The organism is Putridiphycobacter roseus (assembly GCF_003234935.1).
GTDB lineage: Bacteria > Bacteroidota > Bacteroidia > Flavobacteriales_D > Crocinitomicaceae > Putridiphycobacter > Putridiphycobacter roseus.
The window spans coordinates 134,060-159,163 of sequence record NZ_QKSB01000001.1 but is presented as its reverse complement, the minus strand read 5'-3'; the positions used below and the strand labels follow the sequence as shown (position 1 = coordinate 159,163).

The 25,104-nt window shown below is 34.1% G+C and carries 38 protein-coding genes; 37 read left to right on the top strand and 1 reads right to left on the bottom strand.

Annotated features, from left to right (window positions below):
- Positions 1–11 precede the first annotated feature (11 nt).
- From rpsJ to DNU06_RS00575, 32 genes are all read left to right on the top strand, one after another.
- Positions 12–317 (top strand): 30S ribosomal protein S10, encoded by a 306-nt coding sequence (rpsJ, locus tag DNU06_RS00730; protein ID WP_111061294.1) that lies wholly within the window; start codon positions 12–14, stop codon positions 315–317.
- A 15-nt stretch (positions 318–332) separates the two neighbouring features.
- The gene (rplC, locus tag DNU06_RS00725) at positions 333–947 is read left to right on the top strand and encodes a 50S ribosomal protein L3 (protein WP_111061293.1); all 615 of its coding nucleotides are present in this window, start codon (positions 333–335) and stop codon (positions 945–947) included.
- A 1-nt stretch (position 948) separates the two neighbouring features.
- Positions 949–1,575: a 50S ribosomal protein L4 gene (gene rplD / locus DNU06_RS00720; RefSeq protein WP_111061292.1), complete on the top strand. Its 627-nt coding sequence runs from the start codon at positions 949–951 to the stop codon at positions 1,573–1,575.
- Positions 1,576–1,580: 5 nt separating this feature from the next.
- Complete coding sequence (gene rplW / locus DNU06_RS00715; protein ID WP_111061291.1) at positions 1,581–1,877, top strand: 50S ribosomal protein L23; 297 nt, start codon at positions 1,581–1,583, stop codon at positions 1,875–1,877.
- Positions 1,878–1,887: 10 nt separating this feature from the next.
- Complete coding sequence (rplB, locus tag DNU06_RS00710; protein ID WP_111061290.1) at positions 1,888–2,712, top strand: 50S ribosomal protein L2; 825 nt, start codon at positions 1,888–1,890, stop codon at positions 2,710–2,712.
- A gap of 6 nt (positions 2,713–2,718) precedes the next feature.
- Positions 2,719–2,991, top strand: a complete 273-nt coding sequence (rpsS, locus tag DNU06_RS00705; protein ID WP_111061289.1) for a 30S ribosomal protein S19 — start codon at positions 2,719–2,721, stop codon at positions 2,989–2,991.
- A 22-nt stretch (positions 2,992–3,013) separates the two neighbouring features.
- On the top strand, positions 3,014–3,409 hold the full coding sequence (gene rplV, locus DNU06_RS00700) for a 50S ribosomal protein L22 (protein ID WP_111061288.1): 396 nt from the start codon (positions 3,014–3,016) through the stop codon (positions 3,407–3,409).
- Between the two features lie 8 nt (positions 3,410–3,417).
- Positions 3,418–4,131, top strand: coding sequence for a 30S ribosomal protein S3 (gene rpsC, locus DNU06_RS00695; protein ID WP_111061287.1), 714 nt, complete (start codon positions 3,418–3,420; stop codon positions 4,129–4,131).
- 23 nt (positions 4,132–4,154) lie between these two features.
- Positions 4,155–4,574 (top strand): 50S ribosomal protein L16, encoded by a 420-nt coding sequence (gene rplP, locus DNU06_RS00690; protein WP_111061286.1) that lies wholly within the window; start codon positions 4,155–4,157, stop codon positions 4,572–4,574.
- A gap of 11 nt (positions 4,575–4,585) precedes the next feature.
- Positions 4,586–4,780 carry a 50S ribosomal protein L29 gene (rpmC, locus tag DNU06_RS00685; protein WP_111061285.1) on the top strand — a complete coding sequence of 65 codons (195 nt, stop codon included), beginning with the start codon at positions 4,586–4,588 and terminating at the stop codon, positions 4,778–4,780.
- A 29-nt stretch (positions 4,781–4,809) separates the two neighbouring features.
- Positions 4,810–5,067 (top strand): 30S ribosomal protein S17, encoded by a 258-nt coding sequence (rpsQ, locus tag DNU06_RS00680; RefSeq protein WP_111061284.1) that lies wholly within the window; start codon positions 4,810–4,812, stop codon positions 5,065–5,067.
- A gap of 9 nt (positions 5,068–5,076) precedes the next feature.
- Positions 5,077–5,445 carry a 50S ribosomal protein L14 gene (rplN, locus tag DNU06_RS00675; RefSeq protein WP_111061283.1) on the top strand — a complete coding sequence of 123 codons (369 nt, stop codon included), beginning with the start codon at positions 5,077–5,079 and terminating at the stop codon, positions 5,443–5,445.
- Positions 5,446–5,456: 11 nt separating this feature from the next.
- Positions 5,457–5,777: a 50S ribosomal protein L24 gene (gene rplX, locus DNU06_RS00670; protein ID WP_111061282.1), complete on the top strand. Its 321-nt coding sequence runs from the start codon at positions 5,457–5,459 to the stop codon at positions 5,775–5,777.
- Positions 5,774–6,325: a 50S ribosomal protein L5 gene (gene rplE, locus DNU06_RS00665; RefSeq protein WP_111061281.1), complete on the top strand. Its 552-nt coding sequence runs from the start codon at positions 5,774–5,776 to the stop codon at positions 6,323–6,325. Before rplX ends, rplE begins: the two co-directional genes overlap by 4 nt.
- Before the next feature lie 3 nt (positions 6,326–6,328).
- Positions 6,329–6,616, top strand: a complete 288-nt coding sequence (rpsN, locus tag DNU06_RS00660) for a 30S ribosomal protein S14 (RefSeq protein ID WP_111061280.1) — start codon at positions 6,329–6,331, stop codon at positions 6,614–6,616.
- Between the two features lie 22 nt (positions 6,617–6,638).
- Complete coding sequence (gene rpsH, locus DNU06_RS00655; RefSeq protein WP_111061279.1) at positions 6,639–7,034, top strand: 30S ribosomal protein S8; 396 nt, start codon at positions 6,639–6,641, stop codon at positions 7,032–7,034.
- 16 nt (positions 7,035–7,050) lie between these two features.
- Complete coding sequence (rplF, locus tag DNU06_RS00650) at positions 7,051–7,605, top strand: 50S ribosomal protein L6 (protein WP_111061278.1); 555 nt, start codon at positions 7,051–7,053, stop codon at positions 7,603–7,605.
- Between the two features lie 13 nt (positions 7,606–7,618).
- Positions 7,619–7,972 (top strand): 50S ribosomal protein L18, encoded by a 354-nt coding sequence (gene rplR, locus DNU06_RS00645; protein ID WP_111061277.1) that lies wholly within the window; start codon positions 7,619–7,621, stop codon positions 7,970–7,972.
- A gap of 6 nt (positions 7,973–7,978) precedes the next feature.
- On the top strand, positions 7,979–8,488 hold the full coding sequence (gene rpsE, locus DNU06_RS00640; protein ID WP_111061276.1) for a 30S ribosomal protein S5: 510 nt from the start codon (positions 7,979–7,981) through the stop codon (positions 8,486–8,488).
- Between the two features lie 11 nt (positions 8,489–8,499).
- Positions 8,500–8,676, top strand: a complete 177-nt coding sequence (gene rpmD / locus DNU06_RS00635; RefSeq protein WP_111061275.1) for a 50S ribosomal protein L30 — start codon at positions 8,500–8,502, stop codon at positions 8,674–8,676.
- A 21-nt stretch (positions 8,677–8,697) separates the two neighbouring features.
- Positions 8,698–9,144 (top strand): 50S ribosomal protein L15, encoded by a 447-nt coding sequence (rplO, locus tag DNU06_RS00630; protein ID WP_111061274.1) that lies wholly within the window; start codon positions 8,698–8,700, stop codon positions 9,142–9,144.
- Positions 9,145–9,156: 12 nt separating this feature from the next.
- Positions 9,157–10,470 carry a preprotein translocase subunit SecY gene (secY, locus tag DNU06_RS00625; protein WP_111061273.1) on the top strand — a complete coding sequence of 438 codons (1,314 nt, stop codon included), beginning with the start codon at positions 9,157–9,159 and terminating at the stop codon, positions 10,468–10,470.
- Between the two features lie 8 nt (positions 10,471–10,478).
- Positions 10,479–10,697, top strand: coding sequence for a translation initiation factor IF-1 (gene infA, locus DNU06_RS00620; protein ID WP_111061272.1), 219 nt, complete (start codon positions 10,479–10,481; stop codon positions 10,695–10,697).
- Positions 10,698–10,767: 70 nt separating this feature from the next.
- The gene (ykgO, locus tag DNU06_RS00615) at positions 10,768–10,884 is read left to right on the top strand and encodes a type B 50S ribosomal protein L36 (protein WP_101334172.1); all 117 of its coding nucleotides are present in this window, start codon (positions 10,768–10,770) and stop codon (positions 10,882–10,884) included.
- 10 nt (positions 10,885–10,894) lie between these two features.
- A complete protein-coding gene (gene rpsM / locus DNU06_RS00610; RefSeq protein ID WP_111061271.1) occupies positions 10,895–11,269 on the top strand; it encodes a 30S ribosomal protein S13 in 375 nt (124 codons plus the stop codon).
- Between the two features lie 14 nt (positions 11,270–11,283).
- Complete coding sequence (gene rpsK, locus DNU06_RS00605; RefSeq protein ID WP_111061270.1) at positions 11,284–11,670, top strand: 30S ribosomal protein S11; 387 nt, start codon at positions 11,284–11,286, stop codon at positions 11,668–11,670.
- 25 nt (positions 11,671–11,695) lie between these two features.
- The gene (rpsD, locus tag DNU06_RS00600) at positions 11,696–12,301 is read left to right on the top strand and encodes a 30S ribosomal protein S4 (RefSeq protein WP_111061269.1); all 606 of its coding nucleotides are present in this window, start codon (positions 11,696–11,698) and stop codon (positions 12,299–12,301) included.
- A gap of 139 nt (positions 12,302–12,440) precedes the next feature.
- On the top strand, positions 12,441–13,433 hold the full coding sequence (locus DNU06_RS00595) for a DNA-directed RNA polymerase subunit alpha (protein WP_111061268.1): 993 nt from the start codon (positions 12,441–12,443) through the stop codon (positions 13,431–13,433).
- 214 nt (positions 13,434–13,647) lie between these two features.
- Positions 13,648–14,094: a 50S ribosomal protein L17 gene (rplQ, locus tag DNU06_RS00590; RefSeq protein WP_111061267.1), complete on the top strand. Its 447-nt coding sequence runs from the start codon at positions 13,648–13,650 to the stop codon at positions 14,092–14,094.
- A 119-nt stretch (positions 14,095–14,213) separates the two neighbouring features.
- A complete protein-coding gene (carA, locus tag DNU06_RS00585; RefSeq protein WP_111061266.1) occupies positions 14,214–15,305 on the top strand; it encodes a glutamine-hydrolyzing carbamoyl-phosphate synthase small subunit in 1,092 nt (363 codons plus the stop codon).
- A gap of 16 nt (positions 15,306–15,321) precedes the next feature.
- Positions 15,322–16,605, top strand: coding sequence for a phosphopyruvate hydratase (eno, locus tag DNU06_RS00580; protein ID WP_111061265.1), 1,284 nt, complete (start codon positions 15,322–15,324; stop codon positions 16,603–16,605).
- Positions 16,606–16,868: 263 nt separating this feature from the next.
- Positions 16,869–17,261: a P-loop NTPase family protein gene (locus tag DNU06_RS00575; protein WP_111061264.1), complete on the top strand. Its 393-nt coding sequence runs from the start codon at positions 16,869–16,871 to the stop codon at positions 17,259–17,261.
- Here the strand turns inward: DNU06_RS00575 and DNU06_RS00570 are convergent.
- A complete protein-coding gene (locus tag DNU06_RS00570; RefSeq protein WP_111061263.1) occupies positions 17,193–17,690 on the bottom strand; it encodes a metallophosphoesterase family protein in 498 nt (165 codons plus the stop codon). The two genes, DNU06_RS00575 and DNU06_RS00570, sit on opposite strands and share 69 nt — an antisense overlap.
- A 132-nt stretch (positions 17,691–17,822) precedes the next feature.
- On the opposite strand from DNU06_RS00570, the gene DNU06_RS00565 reads away from it, so the two are divergent.
- The 5 genes from DNU06_RS00565 to DNU06_RS00545 all read left to right on the top strand — a co-directional run bounded on the left by DNU06_RS00565 (position 17,823) and on the right by DNU06_RS00545 (position 24,932).
- Positions 17,823–19,259, top strand: coding sequence for a PP2C family protein-serine/threonine phosphatase (locus DNU06_RS00565; protein ID WP_111061262.1), 1,437 nt, complete (start codon positions 17,823–17,825; stop codon positions 19,257–19,259).
- A gap of 44 nt (positions 19,260–19,303) precedes the next feature.
- Complete coding sequence (gene truA, locus DNU06_RS00560) at positions 19,304–20,068, top strand: tRNA pseudouridine(38-40) synthase TruA (RefSeq protein WP_111061261.1); 765 nt, start codon at positions 19,304–19,306, stop codon at positions 20,066–20,068.
- Positions 20,069–20,112: 44 nt separating this feature from the next.
- Positions 20,113–20,829, top strand: a complete 717-nt coding sequence (locus DNU06_RS00555; RefSeq protein ID WP_111061260.1) for a hypothetical protein — start codon at positions 20,113–20,115, stop codon at positions 20,827–20,829.
- Positions 20,830–20,831: 2 nt separating this feature from the next.
- Positions 20,832–21,686: a lipoyl synthase gene (gene lipA / locus DNU06_RS00550; protein WP_111061259.1), complete on the top strand. Its 855-nt coding sequence runs from the start codon at positions 20,832–20,834 to the stop codon at positions 21,684–21,686.
- A gap of 120 nt (positions 21,687–21,806) precedes the next feature.
- On the top strand, positions 21,807–24,932 hold the full coding sequence (locus tag DNU06_RS00545; protein ID WP_111061258.1) for a T9SS type A sorting domain-containing protein: 3,126 nt from the start codon (positions 21,807–21,809) through the stop codon (positions 24,930–24,932).
- The last annotated feature ends 172 nt before the right edge of the window (positions 24,933–25,104 follow it).

Sequence of the window (25,104 nt, the reverse complement as noted above, 5' to 3'; positions counted from 1 at the left end):
TTAGTTTAGACATGAGCCAAAAGATTAGAATAAAATTAAAATCATACGACTTCAACTTAGTTGACAAGTCGGCTGAAAAAATCGTAAAAGCTGTAAAAGCAACAGGTGCTATTGTAAATGGTCCAATTCCTTTGCCAACAAACAAAAGAATTTACACTGTTTTGAAATCACCACACGTTAATAAGAAAGCGAGAGAGCAATTTAAATTGTGTTCTTACAAAAGATTATTAGACATTTACAGCTCATCATCAAAAACTGTTGATGCGTTAATGAAGTTAGAGTTACCAAGTGGGGTAAACGTAGAAATTAAAGTTTAATAAAATAGATAAAGAATGCCAGGATTAATAGGAAAGAAAATCGGTATGACTAGCATCTACAGTGTCGAGGGCAAGGCAACGCCATGCACGTTGATAGAAGTTGGGCCTTGTGTTGTTACACAAGTAAAAACCGAAGAAAAAGATGGCTATAAAGCTGTTCAATTAGGGTTTGGAGATAAAAAAGAGAAATCTACTCCAAATGCTATGTCAGGACACTTTAAGAAAGCTAAAACAACTCCCAAAAGAAAATTGGTTGAGTTTGATGGATTTGAAGATGCCAAATTAGGGGATGAAATCAAAGTAGATATTTTTGAAGCTGGATCTTATGTCCATGTTATCGGAACATCTAAAGGTAAAGGTTTCCAAGGGGTAGTAAAAAGACACGGCTTTGGTGGTGTTGGACAAGCTACTCACGGACAGCACAACAGATTAAGAGCTCCAGGTTCTATCGGTGCGGCTTCATACCCAGCAAGAGTATTTAAAGGAATGAGAATGGCAGGTCAAATGGGTAACGTAAGAGTTATGCAGGAAAACTTAGAAGTTCTTAAGGTATTAACTGATAAGAATATACTTGTAGTAAAAGGATCTATTCCTGGTGCTAAAGGTTCTTTCGTAATAATTGAGAAGTAAGATGGAATTAAAAGTTGTAAACACTAAAGGAAAAGAAACTGCAAAAGCAGTGAACCTTGCGGAAACAATTTTTGGAATTGAGCCAAACGATCATGCGATTTATTTAGATGTAAAACAAATCTTAGCTAGAAAAAGACAAGGTACATCTAAATCTAAAGAAAGAGCTGAAATTTCAGGAAGTACAAGAAAAATTAAAAAACAAAAAGGAACAGGTACAGCCAGAGCTGGTAGTATCAAATCTGGTGTTTTTAGAGGTGGTGGTCGAATTTTCGGACCAAGACCTAGAAATTACGATTTCAAATTAAACAAAAAAGTAAAGCAATTGGCTAGAAAATCTGCATTGGCTTATAAAGCAAAGGAAAATGCAATTTTAGTAGTAGAAGAGATCACTTTTGATGCTCCTAAAACTAAAGATTTTAATACCATTCTTGCGAATTTAAATTTAACGTTTGAAAAAGTTTTGTTTGTAACAAATGGTGACAATTCAAATGTTCATCTTTCTGCTAAAAACATTATCGGTGCAAAAGTTGTGTCTGCTGAAAATTTAAATACCTACGATATTTTAAATGCGAATAAAGTAGTTATCTCTGAAGGTTCATTTGAAACAATAAATAACATTTTAAACTAAGAGAGATGAGCGCAATAATAAAAAGACCGTTGTTAACTGAAAAAGCTACTAATGATAGCGAAAACAACAATAGATTTGCTTTTGAGGTTGATCACAGAGCAAACAAACTACAAATTAAAGCTGCCATTGAAGAGTTGTATGGAGTTTCAATTGAGAATGTAAGAACAATGAGATACGGTGGTGGTAAAGCGAAAAGAAAATATACTGCTCGTGGAATTGCTGAACAACGTAATTCAATTTGGAAAAAAGCAATTGTACAAGTTGCTGAAGGTGAAACAATCGATTTATACGATAACATTTAAGAAGTAAGAGATGGGTGTTAGAAAATTAAAACCAATGACTCCTGGTCAAAGACATAAAATAGCGAATGAATATTCGACTGTTACTGAGTCAAGTCCAGAAAAGTCATTGTTAGCTACCAAAACAAGAAGTGGTGGTAGAAATAATACAGGTAAAATGACTATGCGCTATTTAGGTGGTGGTCACAAAAAGAAATATAGAATCATAGATTTTAATCGTGAAAAAGCTGGTATTCCAGCAACGGTTAAAACCATTGAATACGATCCAAACAGATCTGCATTAATTGCTTTATTATTTTATAAAGATGGTGAAAAACGATATATTATCGCACCAGAAGGATTAAAAGTAGAAGATGTTATTGTATCAGGAAGTGGTTCTGCTCCAGAAATTGGAAATGCTTTACCTTTGTCTGAAATTCCTTTAGGAACAATCATTCATAATATTGAATTCAACCCAAGTGCTGGTGCATCTATTGCAAGAAGTGCTGGTGCATATGCACAGTTGAATGCAAAAGAAGGTAAGTATGTAACTATTAAAATGCCTTCAGGTGAGACTAGAATGATTTTAGGGACTTGTTTGGCTACTATCGGTTCAGTATCGAATGCTGAACACATGTTAACTCGATCTGGTAAAGCAGGTAGAAGTAGATGGCAAGGTAGAAGACCTAGAGTAAGAGGTGTAGTAATGAATCCAGTCGATCACCCAATGGGTGGTGGTGAAGGTAAATCTTCAGGAGGACACCCAAGATCAAGAAATGGTATTCCTGCTAAAGGATACAAAACTAGATCAAAAAAGAAGTATTCTAATAAGTATATTGTTGAAAAGAGAAAGAAATAATAGGTTATGAGTAGATCGTTAAAAAAACCACCTTTTGTCCACTATAAATTACAACAGCGTGTTGAAGAACAAGCTGGGACACAAAGAAAGACAGTGATTAAAACCTGGTCGAGAGCATCAACTATTACTCCCGATTTTATTGGACTAACTGTAGCAGTACATAATGGAAATAAATTTATTCCTGTTTTTGTAACTGAAAATATGGTAGGTCATAAATTAGGTGAATTTTCTCCAACGAGAACTTTCAGAGGTCATGCTGACAAGAAGAAAAAGAAGTAAAATAGTCTAAAAGAAATTAACCATGGGGGCTAGAAAAAGAGAAAAAGCTGAAAAACTAAAAGCTGAAAAGTCAAAAATTGCAATTGCTAAATTAAACGATTGTCCAATTTCTGCTAGAAAAATGAGATTAGTTGCTGATCTTGTAAGAGGCGTTGAAGTAAATAAAGCTTTAAATATATTGCAACACAATCCTAAAGAAGCATCAAAACGTTTAGCTACATTGCTACGTTCTGCAATTGCAAACTGGGAAGTAAAAAACGAGGAAAAAAACTTGGAAGATGAAACATTAGTCGTATCAATGGTAAAAGTTGATCACGCCGGAATGTTGAAAAGAATTCAACCAGCTCCTCAAGGACGTGCGCATAGAATTAGAAAGAGATCAAATCACGTAACTATCATTGTAGATAGCTTAAATTAATTAAACGAATGGGACAAAAAACAAATCCAATAGGAAATAGATTAGGGATCATCCAAGGATGGGAGTCTAATTGGTACGGAGGAAATCATTACGCTGAAAAAATCGTGGAAGACGATAAAATCAGAAAATATTTACTTGCTCGTTTAACTAAAGCTAGTATCTCAAAGATTATTATCGAGAGAACAATCAAATTAGTAACTGTTACCATTAATACTGCACGTCCAGGTGTGATTATCGGTAAAGGTGGAAAAGAAGTAGATAAACTGAAAGAAGAGTTAAAGAAATTAACTGGGAAAGAAGTTCAAATCAATATCTTTGAAATCAAAAGACCTGAACTGGATGCGCAATTAGTTGCGGAAGGGGTTGCAAGACAAATTGAAGGACGTATTTCTTTTAGAAGAGCAATTAAAATGTCCATAGCTTCAACCATGAGAATGGGAGCAGAAGGTATTAAAATTAAAATTAGTGGTAGATTGAACGGCGCTGAAATGGCACGTTCTGAAATGTACAAAGAAGGTAGAACACCTTTGCATACATTTAGAGCTGATATTGATTATGCATTAGCTGAAGCACATACTACATACGGAAGAATCGGTATTAAAGTATGGATTTGTAAAGGTGAAGTATATGGCAAAAGAGATTTATCTCCAAACGTAGGTTTACAACAAAAATCTTCAGGCGGTGGAAATCAAGGGAAATTTGCTAGAAGAAAGAAAAAATAAGAATTTAATAAAGGCGTAGTATTATGTTACAACCTAAGAGAACTAAATTCAGAAAAGCACAAAAAGGTAGAAATACTGGACTTGCGCAAAGAGGAAGCCAAGTAGCTTTCGGAGATTTTGGATTAAAATCGTTAGACGCTGGATGGTTAACATCTAGAAATATCGAAGCATCACGTATCGCGGTGACTAGACACATGAAAAGACAAGGTAAAGTTTGGATTAGAATATTCCCAGACAAACCGATCACTGCAAAACCTGCAGAGGTAAGAATGGGTAAGGGTAAAGGGGCACCAAGTCATTGGGTTGCTGTTATCCGTCCAGGAAGAATCCTTTTTGAATGTGAAGGAGTGAATAAAGAAACAGCACAAGAAGCAATGAGATTGGCGGCACAAAAATTACCGTTAAGATGTAAGTTCGTAGTGCGTAAAGATTATGTTGAGTAAAAAATAAGATTATGGCATCTGTAGAACTAAAAGATTTATCAGTAAACGATTTGATAGAAAGAATCGAAGAACTTGAAGTGAAGCAAGAAAAATTAATTCTTTCTCACAAAGTTACGCAACTAGAAAATCCGTTGCAAATAAGATCGGGACGTAAGGAACTTGCTCGATTAAAAACACAATTACGAAAAAGAGAGCTTGAAGCTTAATTTTTCATTAAAAAATAAACTTTCTAGAAATGGAAAATAGAAATTTAAGAAAAGAGCGAATCGGCGTAGTTACTAGTAACAAGATGGAAAAATCAATAGTGATTTCTGTCGAGAGAAAAGTAAAACACGAGAAATATGGTAAGTTTGTCAAAAAAACTACTAAATTTGTCGCCCACGACGAAAAAAATGAGTGTAACATAGGAGACACTGTTCGTATAATGGAGACTCGTCCACTTAGTAAAAATAAGTGTTGGAGACTAATAGAAATTGTTGAGAGAGCAAAATAATAAGATACAATGATTCAACAGGAAAGTAGATTAGCTGTAGCAGACAACTCAGGAGCAAAAGAGGTTTTGTGTATCCGTGTATTAGGCGGTACTAAAAGAAGATATGCTTCTGTAGGAGATAAAATTGTTGTAACAGTAAAGAGCGCTATACCAGCTGGCAACATCAAAAAGGGTCAAGTTGCCAAAGCAGTAATAGTAAGAGTTAAAAAAGAAGTAAGAAGACAAGATGGTTCTTATATTCGATTTGATGATAATGCAGTTGTGTTGCTTAACGCTACTGGTGAAATGAGAGGGACACGTATTTTCGGTCCTGTTGCCAGAGAGTTAAGAGACAAGCAGTTTATGAAAATCGTTTCATTAGCACCTGAAGTACTTTAAAATTAAGTAAAATGCAGAAAAAATTACACGTAAAAATTGGAGATACTGTTAAAGTAATTGCAGGAACTTCAAAAGGTAGCGAAGGAACTATTCTTTCTATTGATAGAAAGAAAAATCGTGTTATTGTTGATGGTGTAAACATGGTTAAAAAACATGTGAAGCCAAGTGCATCTAATCCTCAAGGAGGAATAGTTGAATCTCCTGCGGGAATTCATTCATCTAACATTATGTTAGTAGTGAATGGTGTTGCCACTAAAACAGGTAGAAAAGCTGACGATAACGGGAAATTAGTAAGATACTCTAAAAAATCAGGGGAGGTAGTTAAGTCATGAGTTATACGCCAAGATTAAAAGAAAAGTACAGTACAGAAATCGCAGATTTGTTAAAAACTAAATTTGGTTTTAAATCAAAAATGAGAATTCCTAAACTGGAAAAGATAGTGTTGAGTCAAGGTATTGGCGCTGCAACATCAGATAAGAAGTTAGTTGATTCTGCTGTTAACGATATGTCGTTAATTGCTGGTCAAAAAGCCGTAGTTACTAATTCTAAAAAAGATATTTCTAATTTCAAATTGAGAAAAGGAATGCCTGTTGGAGTTAAAGTGACAATGAGAGGTGATAAAATGTACGATTTTTTAGATCGTTTTATTTCTGTTTCTCTTCCTAGAACAAGAGATTTCAAAGGAGTAAACGATAAAGGATTTGATGGAAGAGGTAATTTCAATATGGGAATTAAAGAACACATCATTTTTCCGGAAATCGATATAGATAAAGTAAACAAAATATTCGGGATGGACATCACATTTGTAACCAGTACAAATTCTGATGAAGAGGCGAAAGCACTCTTTGATGAATTCGGTTTTCCATTCACAAAAAAATAAGATATGGCGAAGGAATCAATGAAGGCAAGAGAACGTAAGAGAATTAGACTTTCTGAGTTACATGCCGATAAAAGAGATGCTTTGAGAAAAGCAGCAAATGAAGGTGATTGGGATGCAATGATGGCTTTGCAAAAATTACCTAAAAACTCTATGAAGATTAGAGTTCACAATAGATGTATGTTAACAGGAAGACCAAGAGGCTATATGAGACAATTTGGACTTTCTAGGGTAACATTCAGAGAAATGGCTTTAGCTGGTAAAATACCAGGTGTAACTAAAGCAAGTTGGTAATTAATAATAAAAGCGAGCAGAAATGTATACAGATCCAATAGCTGATTATTTAACTAGAATTAGAAATGCACAAAGTGCAGGTCATAAAGTAGTTGAAATTCCAAGTTCTAAAATGAAAAAAGACATTACTAGAATCTTGGAAGAAAAAGGATATATCTTAAGTCATAAATTTGACAACAATGGTCCTCAAGGAACCATTAAAATTGCCTTAAAATATACAAACGATAAAGAACCTTCAATTAGAAGAATTGAGAGAATTAGTACACCAGGTTTAAGAAAATATGTTGGTGCAACTGAACTTCCAAGAGTTTTAAATGGTTTAGGAATTGCCGTAATTTCAACTTCAAGAGGAGTTATTACAGATAAAGAAGCTAGAAATTTAAAAGTAGGTGGCGAAGTGATTTGCTACGTATATTAAATAAGAATATAAGAGTATGTCTAGAATAGGAAATAATCCAATTACATTAAAAGATGGTGTGGACTTCAAAGTAGAAGGAAACCTAATCACTGTAAAGGGCCCTAAAGGAGAATTAACACAAGAGTTCAATTTAGAGAATGTAAAAATCAAAATTGAAGATGGTGTAATCTCTTTAGAGCGTACTTCTGATCATAAAGATGTGAGAGCACAACACGGTTTATACCGTGCGCTTATAGCAAATATGATTGAAGGTGTAAGTGATGGATTTAAAAAGGTATTAGAATTTCATGGTGTTGGTTACAGAGCGGTAGCAAATGGCCAAATATTAGAAATGGTTGTAGGTTATTCTCACCCAATTCACTTAGAAATTGCTAAGGAAGTTAAATTAACTGCAGTGACAGATAAAGGTAAGCCACCAGTGGTAACTTTAGAGTCTCATGACAAACAATTAGTTGGTCAAGTAGCAGCAAAGATCAGATCGTACAGAAAACCTGAACCATACAAAGGAAAAGGTATCCGTTACAATGATGAGTATATTAGAAGAAAAGCAGGTAAATCTGCAGCAAAATAAAAAAAGTTAAGTTATGTCATTGAGTAAAATTGATAAACGAAATAAGATTAAAAGAAGAGTCCGTAAAAATGTGTTCGGAAGCTCTGAGCGTCCTAGATTGAGCGTGTTTAGATCAAATAAACAAATTTACGCACAAGTTATTGATGACGAAAAAGGAATTACATTAGTTTCTGCATCTTCATATAAATCCAAAGAGGTTGAAGGAAAAAGTAAGTCTGAGCAAGCTACGATAGTAGGAAAAGCTGTAGCTGAAAAAGCAATAAAAGCGGGTGTAACAACTGTGGTTTTTGATAGAAATAGCTACCAATATCACGGAAGAGTTAAAGCACTAGCAGAAGGAGCTAGAGAAGGTGGATTAAAATTTTAAGAAGAAATGAAAAGGAACAAATTAAGATCTACAGAAGTAGAATTGAAAGATAAGTTAGTTGCTTTAAATCGTGTAACTAAAGTAACCAAAGGTGGACGTACATTTAGCTTCTCTGCAATTGTTGTAGTGGGAGATGAAAACGGAATCGTTGGTCATGGTTTAGGAAAAGCGAAAGAAGTTGTGGAAGCTATTTCTAAAGGAGTAGATGATGCAAAGAAAAACTTAGTTAGAGTGCCAATTATTAATGGTACAGTACCTCATTTCCAATTAGGGAAATTTTCAGGTGCTCGTGTTATGTTAAAACCTGCTTCCCATGGTACAGGTGTAATTGCTGGAGGTTCTATGCGTGCAGTTTTAGAAAGCGCCGGAATTACAGATATTTTAGCAAAATCACAAGGTTCTTCTAATCCGCACAATGTAGTGAAAGCTACTTTTGATGCCTTAGAAAACTTGAGAGATGCAGTTTCTGTAGCAAAAGACAGAGGTGTTAATTTAAATAAAGTGTTTAACGGATAAGATAGTAAGAAATGGCTACAATTAAAATTAAACAAGTAAAAAGTGGTATCAACAGACCGAAAGATCAAAAGGCTACTTTAGTTGCTTTAGGGTTTAAAAAGTTAAACCAAGTTGTTGAAAAAGAAGATACACCTCAGATTTTGGGCATGGTTAAAAAACTAGCTCACTTGGTGGAAATCGTAAAATAATAATTTAGAAAATTAACAGTGATGAATTTAACAAATTTAACACCAGCTTCTGGTTCAGTTAAGACAGTAAAGAGGATTGGTAGAGGCCAAGGTTCTGGTAGAGGTGGAACTTCTACAAGAGGTCATAAAGGTCAAAAATCAAGATCTGGTTACAGTAGAAAAATTGGATTTGAAGGTGGGCAAATGCCACTTCAAAGACGTGTACCTAAGTTTGGTTTCACAAATATCAATAGAGTAGAATATAAAGGGGTAAACCTTGATTCTATTCAAGATCTAGTGGATAGAAAGAAATTGAGTGAAATTACAATTGAGGTATTGTTAGAAAATGGTTTAGTTTCAAAGCATGATAAAGTGAAGATCTTAGGAAGAGGCGCTTTAACTGCTAAATTGACAATTAAAGCAAATAAATTTTCAGCTTCCGCAGTAGCAGCTATTGAAGGTGCTGGCGGTTCAATTGAAACGATTTAAAATAAACCTTTGATGAAGAAGTTTATAGAAACATTGAAAAATATTTGGAAGACAGAAGAATTGAGAAATCGTATTCTTTTAACATTAGGATTAATTCTAGTTTATAGAATTGGTTCTTTTATCGTCCTTCCAGGTATCGATCAAAATATCATGGCTGCCCAAAATACAGGTTCTAATGCTGGTGGAATTACCGGTTTATTAGATTTGTTTGCAGGAGGAGCCTTCTCTAAAGCATCTATTATGGCGCTTGGAATTATGCCTTATATTTCTGCCTCTATTATTATGCAGTTATTAGGAATGGCTGTTCCAGTGGTACAAAAAATGCAAAAAGACGGAGAAAGTGGTAGAAGAAAAATTAATGGTTATACCAGGGTGTTAACAATCATTATTTGTGCTTTTCAAGGACCTGCATATTTAGGTATGTACGTTGGAAATGCCATTATTGATAATTCATTTATGTGGTGGACTATGGCAATGCTTGTATTAATTGCAGGAACAATGTTTGCAATGTGGTTAGGGGAGAGAATTACAGATAAAGGAGTTGGAAATGGTATTTCTATCTTGATTACTGTAGGTATCTTAGCTCGTTTCCCTTCTGCTATCGCAGAAGAATTTGTAACTAGTGATTCAGCTGTATTTATTCAATTGTTGAAATTGATTGGTTTCTTTGCCATTATTATGGTAACAGTACTGATCGTTCAAGGTGTACGCCGATTACCAGTAAACTATGCAAAAAGAGTTGCAGGTGGTGGTGCTACAGAACAATCTGCAAGAAGTTATATTCCGCTTAAAGTAAATGCTTCTGGTGTTATGCCAATTATTTTTGCACAGGCTATTATGTCTGTACCAATGATGATGTCCTATCAAACTAACAGTTCTTTTCTTAATGGATTAAGAGATTTATGGTCATGGCCTTATAATCTAGTATTTGCTATCTTAATTATGGTATTTACTTATTTTTATACAGCTATTACTGTAAATCCTAAGCAAATTGCGGATGATTTAAAAAGAAACGGTGGTTTTATTCCAGGTGTAAAACCAGGAACAGATACTGCTAATAGAATTGATGATATTGTTTCTAGAATAACTTTACCAGGATCTATATTTTTAGCTCTGATTGCTATAATCCCAGCTTTTGCTCACTTGGCAGGAATTGGTGATAACTTCGCATTATTTATGGGAGGTACATCTATATTGATTATGGTTGGTGTGGTGTTGGATACATTGCAACAAATTGAAACTTACCTAATGAATCAACATTATGATGGTTTGATGGAAGGTGGAAAAATTAGAGGTAGACGTGGTATGAATGAAATGTCAATATAATAGTAAGTATGGCAAAACAGGCATCAATAGAACAAGACGGAGTAATATTAGAAGCATTGGGTAATGCTATGTTCAAAGTAGAGTTGCAAAACGGACATGTCATCATTGCTCATATTTCTGGTAAAATGAGAATGCACTACATTAAAATTTTACCAGGTGATAAAGTAAAGTTAGAAATGTCTCCTTACGATTTAACGAAGGGACGCATTACCTACAGGTATAAATAATAAGAATACTTGAAACGAAAGGATATTTTATCTAATCGTTCCATGTGATAATTAGAAAAAGACAGAACAAATGAAAGTAAGAGCATCTGTAAAAAAACGATCTGAAGATTGTAAGATTGTGAAGCGTAAGGGAAGAGTTTATGTGATAAACAAAAAGAACCCTAAATTTAAACAAAGACAAGGATAATTATAGTATTATGGCTAGAATTGCAGGAATAGATTTACCTAAGAATAAAAGAGGGGTAATAGGTTTAACTTATATTTTCGGTATAGGTTCAAGCACAGCTAAACAAATATTAGCTGAGAACGGAATTGATGAAAACATCAAAGTTCAAGATTGGGATGATGATCAGTTAGCGAAAATCAGAACAACGATAGAACAAATTAAAGTAGAAGGATCTTTACGTTCTGAAATTCAATTAAACATCAAACGTTTAATGGATATTGGATGTTACAGAGGTGTTCGTCACAGATCAGGGCTTCCTTTAAGAGGTCAAAGAACAAAGAATAACTCTCGTACGAGAAAAGGTAGAAAGAAAACTGTTGCTGGTAAAAAGAAAGCAGTTAAATAATTAATTTAATTATAATGGCAAAGTCAACTAAAGCTAAAAAAAAGAGTGTAAAAGTAGAGGCCGTAGGTCAAGCACATATTCATGCTTCTTTTAACAATATTATTATTTCATTAACCACTAATACAGGACAAGTTATTTCTTGGTCTTCTGCTGGTAAAATGGGATTTAGAGGATCTAAAAAGAACACTCCGTATGCTGCACAAATGGCAGCTGAAGACTGTGGTGCAGAGGCAAGAGATTTGGGATTAAGAAAAGTGAAAGTTTTTGTAAAAGGACCTGGTTCTGGACGTGAGTCTGCAATTAGAACTTTACATAACAACGGTATTGAAGTTACAGAAATTATTGATGTAACACCAATTCCTCACAATGGTTGTAGACCTCCCAAAAGAAGAAGAGTTTAATAATTTTATTTAAAAAAGAAGAGAGATGGCAAGATATACTGGCCCAAAGTCAAAAATCGCTAGAAGATTCAGAGAGCCTATTTTTGGAGCTGATAAAGCTTTAGAAAGAAAAAATTACGGTCCTGGTCAACATGGTCCGAATAAAAGAAGAGGTAAACAATCTGAATATTCAATCCAATTAACAGAAAAACAAAAAGCTAAATATACTTACGGTATTTTAGAAAAACAATTTTCTAACTTGTTTAAGAAAGCTTCAAGAATGAAGGGTATTACAGGGGAATTGTTGTTAAGTTTATGTGAGTCTAGATTAGATAACACTGTATTCAGATTAGGAATTTCTCCTACAAGAAGTGGTGCACGTCAATTAGTAACACACAGACACATTACAGTGAATGGTTCATTGGTAAACATTCCTTCTTACCAATTAAAAGAAGGTGATGTTGTAAGTGTAAGAGAAAAATCTAAATCATTAGAAGTTATTACTGCATCTTTAGCTAGTAATGATAAAAAGTTCGATTGGTTGGATTGGAATGTTCAAGGAATGCAAGGTAAATATTTGTCTGTGCCTTCTAGAGAAATGATTCCAGAAAACATCAAAGAACAATTAATCGTTGAGCTTTACTCTAAATAATCTATTTAGAGTAAACACAAACAATGATTTTTATTTTATAAACAAAACAATATATTGGATTTTGGCCAAAGGGTTATTTTACCGCATCTTCAAGTAAATTAACCGCGCAACCATTACTCAATTAAAAAGAAGATATTAAATGGCTATATTAGATTTTCAAAAACCTGACAAGGTTATAATGATTGAATCTGACGATTTTCAAGGTCAGTTCGAATTTCGTCCACTTGAACCTGGTTATGGTATTACAGTAGGTAATTCTTTAAGAAGAATCTTATTGTCATCTCTAGAAGGGTTTGCTATTGCTTCCATTAAGCTTGAAGGAGTGGATCATGAGTTTTCTACATTGAAAGGTGTAGTGGATGATGTTACTGAAATCATTTTAAATTTAAAACAAGTACGTTTTAAACAACAAATTGAAGATACTGATTCTGAAAAAATTATGGTATCCATCTCTGGTCAAGATACTTTGACTGCTGGTGATATTGGAAAATTTGCTACTTCATTTCAAGTTTTAAATCCAGATTTAGTACTTTGTCGTATGGACAAAAGTGTTAAAATTAACATGGAAGTGGAAGTGGTTAAAGGAAGAGGTTATATGCCTGCTGATGAAAACAAATCATCTAATGCACCAATAGGTACTATAGCAATCGATTCTATTTTTACACCGATTAAAAATGTAAAATATGCAATCGAAAACTATAGAGTGGAACAAAAAACGGATTATGAAAAATTGGTTTTAGACATCACTACAGATGGTTCAATTTCACCAAAAGATGCTTTGCAAGAAGCAGCTAAGATTTTGATTCACCATTTCATGTTGTTTTCTGACGAAAGAATTACTTTAGATTCTGAAATTAAATCAGAAACAGAAGAATTTGATGAAACTTCTTTACACATGCGTCAATTGTTGAAATCTAAATTAGTAGATTTAGATTTATCTGTAAGAGCATTAAATTGCTTAAAAGCGGCAGATGTGGAAACTTTAGGTGATTTAGTTTCTTTCAATAAAAATGATTTATTGAAATTTAGAAACTTTGGTAAGAAGTCATTAACTGAATTGGAAGATTTAGTAGAAGCTAAAGGTTTAGCTTTTGGCATGAATGTTTCTAAATACAAATTAGATAAAGAGTAAGTCAAAGCGAAAGCTTAGGATTACTAAAAAAAATAAAAGAATCTCAATCTTAACGGTTGAGATTCTTATTTTAAAAAAATTATTATCTTTGTACACTTTTAAAAGTAACAAAGCTTCCCAAAATCCTTGTGCGGGAATCATAAAAGATTAAGGTAAAGTTTAATATAAACAACATTCAAGTACTATAGCAGGTTTGAATGAAAATTAAAAGACAATGAGACACGGTAAGAAATTTAACCACTTAGGTAGAAAAGTTGCACACAGAAAAGCAATGCTAGCTAATATGGCTTGTTCATTAATTGAGCATAAAAAAATTAACACAACAGTAGCAAAAGCAAAAGCTTTAAGATTGTTTGTGGAACCAATTTTGACGAAATCAAAAACGGATACAACGCATAACAGAAGAACTGCTTTTAGATATTTAAAAGACAAGTATGCTGTAACTGAATTGTTCAGAGAGATTGCACCTAAAATTGCTGATCGTCCAGGTGGTTATACTAGAATCATCAGAACGGGTAATAGATTAGGGGATAATGCAGAAATGTGTTTGATCGAATTAGTAGATTATAACGAAATTTACGGAAATGATTCTGCTAAGAAAACTAGAAGATCAAGAAGAGGTGGTAAAGCCGCTACTGCTGATAAGTCTGAAGAAGAATAAATTTAGCAAACGCTAGATAAAAAGGGATAATGTTTCATTATCCCTTTTTTTATTTCAACAAATTATAAACATTCGCTTAATTTTAACGCGCTTCTTTTAACTTTGTAAAAAAATTCTTTATGTCAAATATTCCAGCTATTTTATTGTTAAAAGACGGCACTGTTTTTAAAGGGAATTCTATCGGGAAAGTAGGTACAACTACTGGTGAAATTGCTTTCAACACAGGGATGACGGGTTACCAAGAAGTGTTTTCAGATCCTTCTTATGTCGGTCAAATTTTAACCATGGCAAGTCCACATATTGGAAATTACGGTGTGCATCCAGATGAAAAAGAGTCAAGTAGTATGAAAATTGCTGGTTTAATCACCAAAAAGTTTTCAAAAATCTATTCTAGAGATGCCGCGAATGATTCGTTGCAAAATGAAATGTTAAAAGATAATGTGGTAGGTATTTCCGATATAGATACCAGAGCATTAGTTAGAATTATTAGAGATAGAGGTGCTCAAAATTGTATTATTTCTTCCGAAGAGTTCGATATCGAGAAGCTAAAAGCCATATTGGATAAGGTACCTTCCATGGATGGATTGGAATTATCTTCTAAAGTAAGTACAAAAGAAGCTTATACAGTTGGTGATGAAAACGCTCTATTTAAAGTGGCATTATTAGATATTGGTGTGAAGTCAAGTATTATTTCAAATTTAGTAGATAGAGGTTGTTTTGTAAAGGTATTTCCAATGGATACTAATTTAAAAACCATGCAGGAATTTAATCCTAATGGTATCATGTTATCTAATGGTCCTGGAGATCCTTCTGCTATGACTAACGTGATTGAAAATGTGAAAGAAATGACAGAAAGTGGTCTGCCAATTTTTGGAATTTGTTTAGGACATCAAGTTTTAGCACTAGGACAAGGTTTAAAAACCATAAAAATGCACAATGGGCACAGAGGAATTAATCATCCAGTTAAAAATTTAAAAACTGGAAAAGGTGAAATTACGACACAAAATCACGGTTTTGTTGTCTCCATGGAATCTATTGAAGAAAATCCAAATATTGATTTAACGCACATCCATTTGAATGATGAAACTGCTGCAGGGATAGAATTTAAGGATAGAAAAATATTTTCTGTTCAATATCATCCTGAAGCTTCTGCAGGTCCACACGATTCAAGATATTTATTTGATCAATTTATCGCAAACATGAAATCATAGTAATAAAAATATTATAATGAGTTATATAGCAAATATTAAAGCAAGACAAATTTTAGATTCTAGAGGTAATCCAACTTTAGAAGTAGATGTTTACACTAATACTGGTGTTATGGGACGTGCTGCTGTGCCTTCAGGTGCTTCAACAGGTATTCATGAAGCCATGGAATTACGTGATAACGATAAAGATGTTTATAATGGTAAAGGGGTTTTACACGCCGTGAATAATGTAAATACTATTTTAAATGAAGCTTTGAATGGTCAGTATGTTTTGGATCAATCTGCACTAGATAATTATCTATTAAGTATTGATGGAACTGCAAATAAAGAAAAATTAGGTGCAAATGCAATTTTAGGCGTTTCTTTAGCTATTGCAAAAGCAGGTGCACTTGAAGTTGGCCTTCCATTGTATAGATATATTGGCGGTATTGGCGCAAACACTTTGCCGGTGCCAATGATGAATATTTTGAATGGTGGTTCACATGCAGATAATAAAATTGACATTCAGGAATTTATGGTGATGCCTTTTGGGGCAAATTCTTTTTCTGAAGGATTAAGAATGGGGACGGAAGTTTTTCATACTTTAAAATCTGTATTAAAATCTAAAGGGCATAGTACCAATGTAGGTGATGAAGGTGGTTTTGCACCAAATTTAGGATCAAACGAAGAAGCAATTGAGGTAGTTTTAGAGGCCATTGAAAAAGCGGGTTATAAACCTGGTGTTGATATGCACATTGCTTTAGATGCAGCTTCTTCTGAATTTTATAACGCAGAAAAGAATAAGTATGTTTTTGAATCTACAGGGGATGAAAGAACTGCTGCGCAAATGGTGGATTTCTGGAAAGAATGGTCAGAGAAATATCCTATTATCTCCATTGAGGATGGTTTAGCTGAAGATGATTGGGATGGTTGGAAAGCCTTGACGGATGCTATTGGTAAAAAAGTGCAAATTGTAGGAGATGATTTATTTGTAACTAACACCAAGAGATTAGCAAGAGGAATTGATAATGGAATTGCCAATTCTATTTTAGTAAAAGTAAATCAAATTGGTAGTTTGTCCGAAACTATTGATGCGGTTAATTTAGCGACTAGGAATAGTTATACTTCCGTAATGAGTCACCGTAGTGGTGAAACTGAAGATACTACTATCGCCGATTTAGCTGTAGCTTTAAATACTGGTCAAATTAAAACAGGTTCAGCGTCACGTTCTGACCGTGTAGCAAAATATAATCAATTATTAAGAATAGAAGAAGAATTGGGAAGCATGGCTTACTATCCAGGTAAAAACTTCAAGTTTTTATAATCTTAAATTAATAATTTCAACTTTATTTAAGGCAGTCTTACTTTGTAAGACTGCCTTTTTTTTATTGAAAAGAGTTTGAAATGAATGTTTTATCTTGTTTTTAAGGGAATTTTAGACGAATGAAAATTTATCTATTTCTTGGTTTAAGTGTAGTGATGTGTTTATCTGCCATCAGTCAAAATTTTCCTATTGCCCATATTAAATAAATACAGATAAAGTGCAAGGAGCTATGTCTTTTCCCTGTCAAAATAGGGCGGCAGGAGATGTTGTTTGGAGCAATGATTTTAGTATTGCATCTGATTGGTTGGCCGTTAGGTGCTACAACGAATGGTTTTTATTTTAATAATAGTTCCAATATGGGTACTACTGGTGATTTTGCGAGGTTTGTGAATGACGATACTAATATTGCGGGAGATGTAATTCAAAATGGACCATTTACACTTGAATTTACAATGCCAATTAATTTAACAGGTATTGCTGCACCTATTCTTCAGTTTGCGCAGTATGGTGCACGATTTCTCACCTCTCAAAGTGTCGAAGACAGCACAGATGTTGGAATTACTTGGGTAGATGTAGGGAGCGATAATTTAAGCACGTTTATTCAATTCAATGACCTCCATGTTTTGAATTTTGTCCCCGTCAATTTCAAACCGTAATAAGGTAGATACTTTGTGAAAACCATACTTCCCACAAGCACCAGGGTTTAGCCATAAAGCATTGATGCCTTTGTCGAATTGAACCAATAAAATATGCGAATGACCACAAACAAAAATATCGGGTTGGTGTTTTTTGATCATAGGATAAGAGTCTTTGCGATACTTTCCTGGTTTTCCACCAATGTGAGAAATGAGTACTTTTTTATTCTCACATTCAAAAACTAAATGTTCGGGCCATGCGCTCCTTATTTTGTTACTGTCAATATTGCCAAAAACACCTTTTACAGGTTTAAAGGCTTCCAGTTCGTCAATTACAGACATGTCTCCAACATCCCCAGCATGCCAAATTTCATCTACGTCTTTAAAATAGTTATAAATTTTGGGATCCAAATATCCATGGGTGTCTGATAATAATCCAATTTTCTTCATTAATTTTTGTACATTTATTGCATAAAGATAATTGAAGCAATTGAATCATTCGTTGCGGATTCATAAAAATCATCCCTTCCTATTGTGAGTAATTTAGTCAATAAAATTTTAAAGAATCTTGCGACTCGAATCATGTTTATCATATACGTGTGTTTGATTCTTATTACGACCTTTTTCTTGCTTTTTTCTTATTATTCTGAACTTACCTTGCAAGAGAAAAGTCAATATGATAAATTATCAGCAATTGTAAATACATTGGCCATTGAGGTTGACGGAGATCTGCATGCTGAATTATACGAAAAGTATAAAACAGAAAAAGAGGGGGCTATCATTGCGCAGGATGATGCTTACCGGACATTAAATAAATTATTAAGAAGAGCAGCAAAAGAAAATGAGTTGAATTCACCCATTTACACATTGGTGTATGAACCCAGTAATAACACCTTCAAGTATGTCGTGCGATCTGATGATTTTATTGACTTTAATAATACTTATTCTAATCCGCCAGAAGCCTTATTTAAAAACCTTAAAAGAGGAGGGGTTATTCCAAAGTACAATTCTGAAAATGGAGAATGGATTTCGGCATTTCACCCAATAAAAAATAAACAAGGAAATGTAGTTGGTATTCTTGAGGCGGATATTGAATTTACGAAATTTAATAAAGAAGTTTGGAGTCATTTTGTTGAAAAAGCGGTAATAGTCGTGCTCGTTATTTTGTTTTTGGTCGTTTTTTTACTGTTTTATGCGAGAAAAATTTTAAATGAAGACTATCAGCAAAAAGTCTTATTGGCCTATCAGAAAAGGACCATTGAAATGAAAAATAAAGACATCATGGATTCAATTCGTTATGCTTTAAAAATACAAAATGCCATGTTGCCTTCTGAAAAGGAATTTAAACATTGTTTTCAAGATGGATTTGTATTGCACTTACCCAAAGATGTGGTGGCAGGTGATTTTTATTGGATGGAAAGAAGAGGAGATGTGATATATTTTGCTGTTGCTGATTGTACGGGGCATGGTGTTCCAGGTTCAATTTTAACCATTATTTGTTCCAATGCATTGAATAACACTATTCACGAAAATCCAAATGCGGATACAGGCGAAATATTAGATGAAGTTAGAAAAAAAGTCATTCATTTTTTGACTAAAGGCGGTCAGGACATCAATGATGGAATGGATATCGCATTGTGCAAATTGAACTTGAAGACACATGAATTAAGTTTTGCCGGAGCTTATAATCCATTGTACATCATTTCCAATAATTCCTTAAAGATTTTACCTGGTAATAAGCAGCCTGTAGGACGATTTGTAGTGCAGGCACCATTTGACTCGCATCATGTGAAGTTGAATAAAAATGATTGTATTTATTTGTTTACTGACGGGTATGCCGACCAATTTGGCGGTCCGAAGCAAAAAAAGTTCAAATACAATCAACTCAGAGAACTCTTGTTAGATTTGGCTTCAGATGAAATGGAATTGCAAAAAGACATGTTGTTAGACGTCTTTAACATTTGGAAAGGAGATTTAGAGCAGATAGATGATGTGTGTATAATGGGGATTAGAATTTAAAAAAAATCTATCTTTTCACAAATCAAATACGTAATTTTGGCCCAATGAAAAAAAGATATTTTGTAGAGTTGTCTTATTTGGGGAAAAATTATTCGGGTTGGCAAATTCAACCGAATGCACATACAATTCAACAGGAATTACAAGACAATTTAACCAAATTGAATCGCAATAATCCAATTAAAATTATTGGTTGCGGAAGAACAGATGCAGGCGTGCATGCCCAGCATTATTATATGCATATGGACTATCCTGAGATCCTGGATATTCGACATTTTATATTTAAGTTAAATCATATGTTGCCAAAAGCCATTGTGATTTTAGATGTTTTTGAAGTACACGAAAAGGCACATACAAGGTATAATGCAACAGACCGTACTTATAAATATTACTTACATCATTTTAAAAACCCCTTTATTAAAGATACTTCTTGGTATTGTTATGAAACGCTGGATATTCAATTAATGAATGAAGCCGCAAGTACTTTGTTAAATCACAGAGATTTTGAGGCATTTAGCAAAGTAAGTACCAATGTCAATAACTTTATTTGTACGGTCAGACAGGCCCAGTGGGAACAAATAGGAGAACAAATGGTTTTTACCATTTCCGCCAATCGATTTTTGAGAAATATGGTACGTGCAATAGTGGGAACGCTAATTGAAGTTGGTGCAAAAAGAATGACATTAGATGAGTTTGAAGCAGTGATCTTGTCAAAAGACAGAGATTGCGCAGGTAAATCGGCGCCAGCAAACGGACTAACATTGATGGAAGTTAAATATCCTTTTTTTTCAACCCTATTATTTGAACTTTGATATTAGGTTGAAAAAATAATCCCTATTTTTGTGTTGTGAAAAAAATGATCCTCCTTTTATGTTTTTTGCCCTATTTTGGAATTGTTCAGGAATTGGAAGAAAATGAGTATGATAAATTGTATAGGAATTCCTACAGTGTAGGACTGCATTTTAATACCAAAGGTTGGGGGCTTTATGGTGAATTATCAAAACAAAAAGTATATAAATACCACCATACCTTAAGCCTTCAAGTTTCAAATATACACCATAAAAAAGAATTTAGAAGTGCTACGTTAACCCCCGCTAGAACTTACTATTATAGAAAGATTAATTCATTTTTGGTGTTTAGACCGGCTATTGGGGGTAATTTAAAATTATTTGAAGCTGTTCGGGAAAACGGGATTCAGATAGAGTTAAAATGGAAGCTTGGCCCATCTATAGGTCTATTAAAACCAGTTTATTTGGAGATTTCAAAACAGACAGGTTTTCAAAATTTTACAACATCAGAAAGGTATGACCCTGAGGTGCATTGGTTCAATGTAATTGAAGGTAAATCAAATTGGTTCAAGGGAATTGGCCAATCAAAATTGGAACTGGGGATACACCAAAGGACTGGATTGAACTTTAATTTTTCTAAAGAAAAAGATGGCATTAGTGGCGGAGAAATAGGCTTTTTGGTGGATTACTTTCCGGCAAGAGAAGTGCCAATAATATATGGTAGTGCAAACTACAAATTATTTACCAGTCTATATATTCAATTTGAATTAGGCAATAGATTTTAACAATGGAAATAGCAGAAAGAATCAAGAAACCGAAATGGTTAAGAGTTAAGCTGCCAACAGGCGAAAATTATAAAAAAGTACGTGGCTTAGTCGACGAGCATAAACTACATACCATTTGTGAAAGTGGCAGCTGTCCAAATATGGGGGAGTGTTGGGGAGAAGGAACAGCAACCTTTATGATTTTAGGAAATATTTGCACAAGATCTTGTGGCTTTTGTGCCGTGAAAACAGGAAAACCTTTAGCAGCAGATTTATTAGAACCTACTAAAGTAGCAGATTCTGTGCGATTAATGGGGGTGAAACATGCCGTAATTACTTCTGTAGATAGAGATGATCTTGAAGACGGTGGTTCTATTATATGGGTTAAAACGGTGGAAGCTATCCGTGAAAAGTCGCCAGGTACAACCATGGAAACACTGATTCCTGATTTTGGAGGAAAATGGGATAATTTAAATAGAATTATTGCGATTGCACCAAACATTGTTTCTCATAATTTGGAAACGGTTCGTCGCTTAACCAAACAAGTTAGAATTCAAGCAAAATATGATAGAAGTTTGGAGGTACTCATGCGTTTGAAAAAAGGAGGTATGAAAACTAAGTCAGGTATTATGCTTGGTTTAGGGGAAACAGAAGATGAAATTTTAGAAACTATTACTGATTTGGCCCAAGTTAATTGTGATATTCTTACAATGGGGCAGTACTTACAGCCTACTCCGAAGCATTTACCGGTTGCCGAATTTGTAACGCCAGAAAAATTTGAAGAGTATAGACAGTTCGCTTTAGAAAAAGGTTTTAGGTATGTAGAAAGTGGTCCTTTAGTGCGTTCTTCGTACCATGCAGAAAAACACTTGTTTTAAAGTTGGACCTGTAAATTATTGCATTGTTTTGTTAAATAAAAGTTAAAATAATACAATAAATTTAAAGAAGTTTGTTGTATATTTATCGCTCAAATAAAGATATTCAAAAAAGAAGAGAATATGAAAAGTAAAAAAATATTGTTAGGTACAATTGGCGCATCATTCGTTGCTGCTTCTTTGTTTTTAATGGCAAGCACAGGTAAGTCAGGTGTTTATGAAAGCAGGGAAATTGTGTCCTCACAAGCTGAACAAGGTATACACGGTGCTTTCGAATACTACCAAATGTTATTGAAAAATTACGATACTGGTGTGGTTAGTCCTGAAGATTACAAACGTGCTAAGCTAGAAGTCAAAGCAATGAGTAACTCTGGACAACGTGCTAATATTGGATTCAAGGACCATGGTCCAGATAATGTTGGTGGTAGAACGCGTGCTATTTTAATAGATAAAGACAATGATAAATTAATATATGCAGGTTCTGTTTCAGGTGGCTTATTTAAGTCTACCAACAGAGGGAATGTTTGGAAAAAGGTAGAAGGCTATGATGTGAATTATGGTATTTCATCTATGTGTCAAACAGAGAATGGAAATATTTATGTAGGAACAGGACATTCTGAAGAAGGATTCGGAGGAAATCAAAATTCAGGTATGAATGGCGGTGGTGTATTCTTTTCGAATGATGCCGGATTAACTTTTTCTTTAATTGCAGGTACAGAGAATTATTCTTTTGTTAATGAAGTTGTTTCTAAAGGAAATGATGTTTTTATTGCTTGTAGTGATGGTTTAATAAAATATTCAGGAAGTACTTTAACGGATGCAGCTCCTTCCATAAATGGTGTTTGTTCTGCATTATCTTTTTCAAATGATGGTACTGTAGCGGTTGGGTCTTTCTCATCTAATAGAACTTATGTTTCTGAAGATGGAGGTAGTACTTGGACTTCTGTTTGGGGGAATGGTTCTACTGAAGTGCCAGGTGGTAAATCTAGAGTAGAGTATGCTATTTCACACGAAAAAGTAGATGGTAAATATTATGTTTTTGCTTCCATGTCTAGCGGCGGAAGTTTGGCAGGGGTTTACATGTCAAAAAATAATGGAATTATTTGGGAAGAAATTGCACCAGCAAATACGCAAGCTCCAGGTTCTTTTTCTCCTTTTAATTCAGGAGGTCAAGGTCAGGGTGAATACGACCAAATTATTTCAGTAGTTAAAGGAGATCCTACTACTTGTTTACTTGGTGGTATAAATGTTTGGGGTAAAGAAATGACTGGTAGTTGGGAAGAACGATCAGGTGGCTTTTTTGGTGCCACAAGTGAATTGTATGTACATTCCGATCAACATGAAATGAAATGGGATTCTCAAGGAAGATTATGGTTAGGTAATGATGGAGGTATTTTTTATTCTGATGATCAAGGAAATTCTTTTAGAGAAGCAAATAGAGGTTATAATGTGACGCAGTTTTATGCTATTTCTTCTTCCGCTCACGGAGATGTAATGGGTGGAGCACAGGATAACGGTACACAAGCAAATTATCATGATAATCACACTTACCAAGAACATGACCGTGTAAATGGTGGTGATGGTTTTTCTTGTGCTATGTCGTTTATGAATAGAGATGTTATATTTTCTACTATTTATTATGGTGCTGTTTATCGTTCTGGAGATAGAGGTTTTAATACTTCTGCATATTCTGCTTCAAATATTCCAGCTGCCTTTGGTACACCTGGTGATTTATCCAATTCTTTAGGTTCTTTTTATACAAAAATTGAATTGTATGAAAATCCAAATGATGTCAATTCAAAAGATACAATTAGATACTCTCCAGTTGAAAATTTAAGCGTTGGAGAAGTGATTGAAGTGCCTTCTGAAACAAGTCAACAATCTATTACATATACTGTAACCGAACAAATTACTTTTCAAGATTCATTGTATGCGAATAGCGCCTTAACTATTGAAGATACTATTGTATATGAAACTAGTGGATTAATCCTTAATACCGTAAACTTATATGGTACTACTTATAGTCAATATTATGCTACTGGAGTTTCAGGTGTAAGTATTGGAGATACATTGTTAGTTGATGGTGTTTTAGTTGGTGTCGATTCTATGAAAGTTGCAAATCATTATTTTGGAACGAATCCTGGTGAGCCAGGTGAAATTGTAGATATGGGCTTATATGATTTCTTAGAGAACATTAGCTGGGATACAATTGTGATCACAGATCCTTACCAATCTTGGTTGGCCTTTGGATTAGGTAGTGGTGAAGGTTTATGGTTGACTAGGAATGCGTTAAGATTTTCTGCTTCTCATGATGGTTTTATTCAAGCAGGTGGCGGAATATCAGGTCAAGTAAATCAAATGGAGTTTTCTAAAGATGGAAATCATTTATATGTGGGAACTACTTCAGGTTTTTTATATAGATTAAGTGGTTTAAATGATGTTTATTCTCCTAACCCAGTTTTAGGAACGGCGGATGGAAATATCGAAGACAGTTTAATTAATTGGAATCATCCTAACACACAAACTACTTTTGAATTAATAGGAAGCTTTACAGTTCCAATTACTGGAATTTCTGTAGATAAAGTGGATCCGGATTTAGTGATGATTAGTTTAGGTGGTTTTGGTGGAACTGGAAAAGTAAGAAAATCAATTAATGCTACCGGTGCGAGTCCAACATTTACTTCTATTTCTGGTAATATTCCAAGTATGCCTTGTCTTTCTGTTTTAATGGATAGAAATGATCCGAATATCATTTTTGTAGGAACAGAGTTTGGCTTATTTAGAAGTGAAAATGGTGGTGGTTCTTATGAATTCTGTGATGCAGAATTTGGAACAACTCCTATATTTGATATTATCCAAAACTGGAGAACTTGGGATGAAGGTGATCGTAAGCCAGGACAAATTTTTATTGGAACACATGGTAGAGGTATTTGGACAACTGATGAATATTTAGCAGTACCTGATACCAAAGACAATACGGATATAACAAAATCTGTTTTAGGATTGAAATTGTATCCAAATCCAGTGGTGAATAATGCTACTATTTCTTTTGAAGCAAACCTTGCAGGAAAAGGTTCGGTAAAAGTTTACAGTTTAACTGGTAAGTTAGTATTGAACTTAGAACAAATTAGTTTAAATGAAGGAAATAATACCCTTCAAATTGGAACTGATCAATTGGCTAAAGGAACTTACTTAGTAAGATTACTCGTAAATGATCAAGTAGAGACAACTAAATTTGTGAAACAATAAGTAATTGTTGTTTTAAAATATATTTTATAAAAAAGGAGCATGTTTACATGCTCCTTTTTTTATGTCTTAACGCCTATGGTATTGGTGTGCAATTAGAAGGAATAAGCGGTATTAGAACGGCTTATAAGTAAGTTTATAAAGTGGTTTAGCGTGTAATAGTTGTAGCTCATTA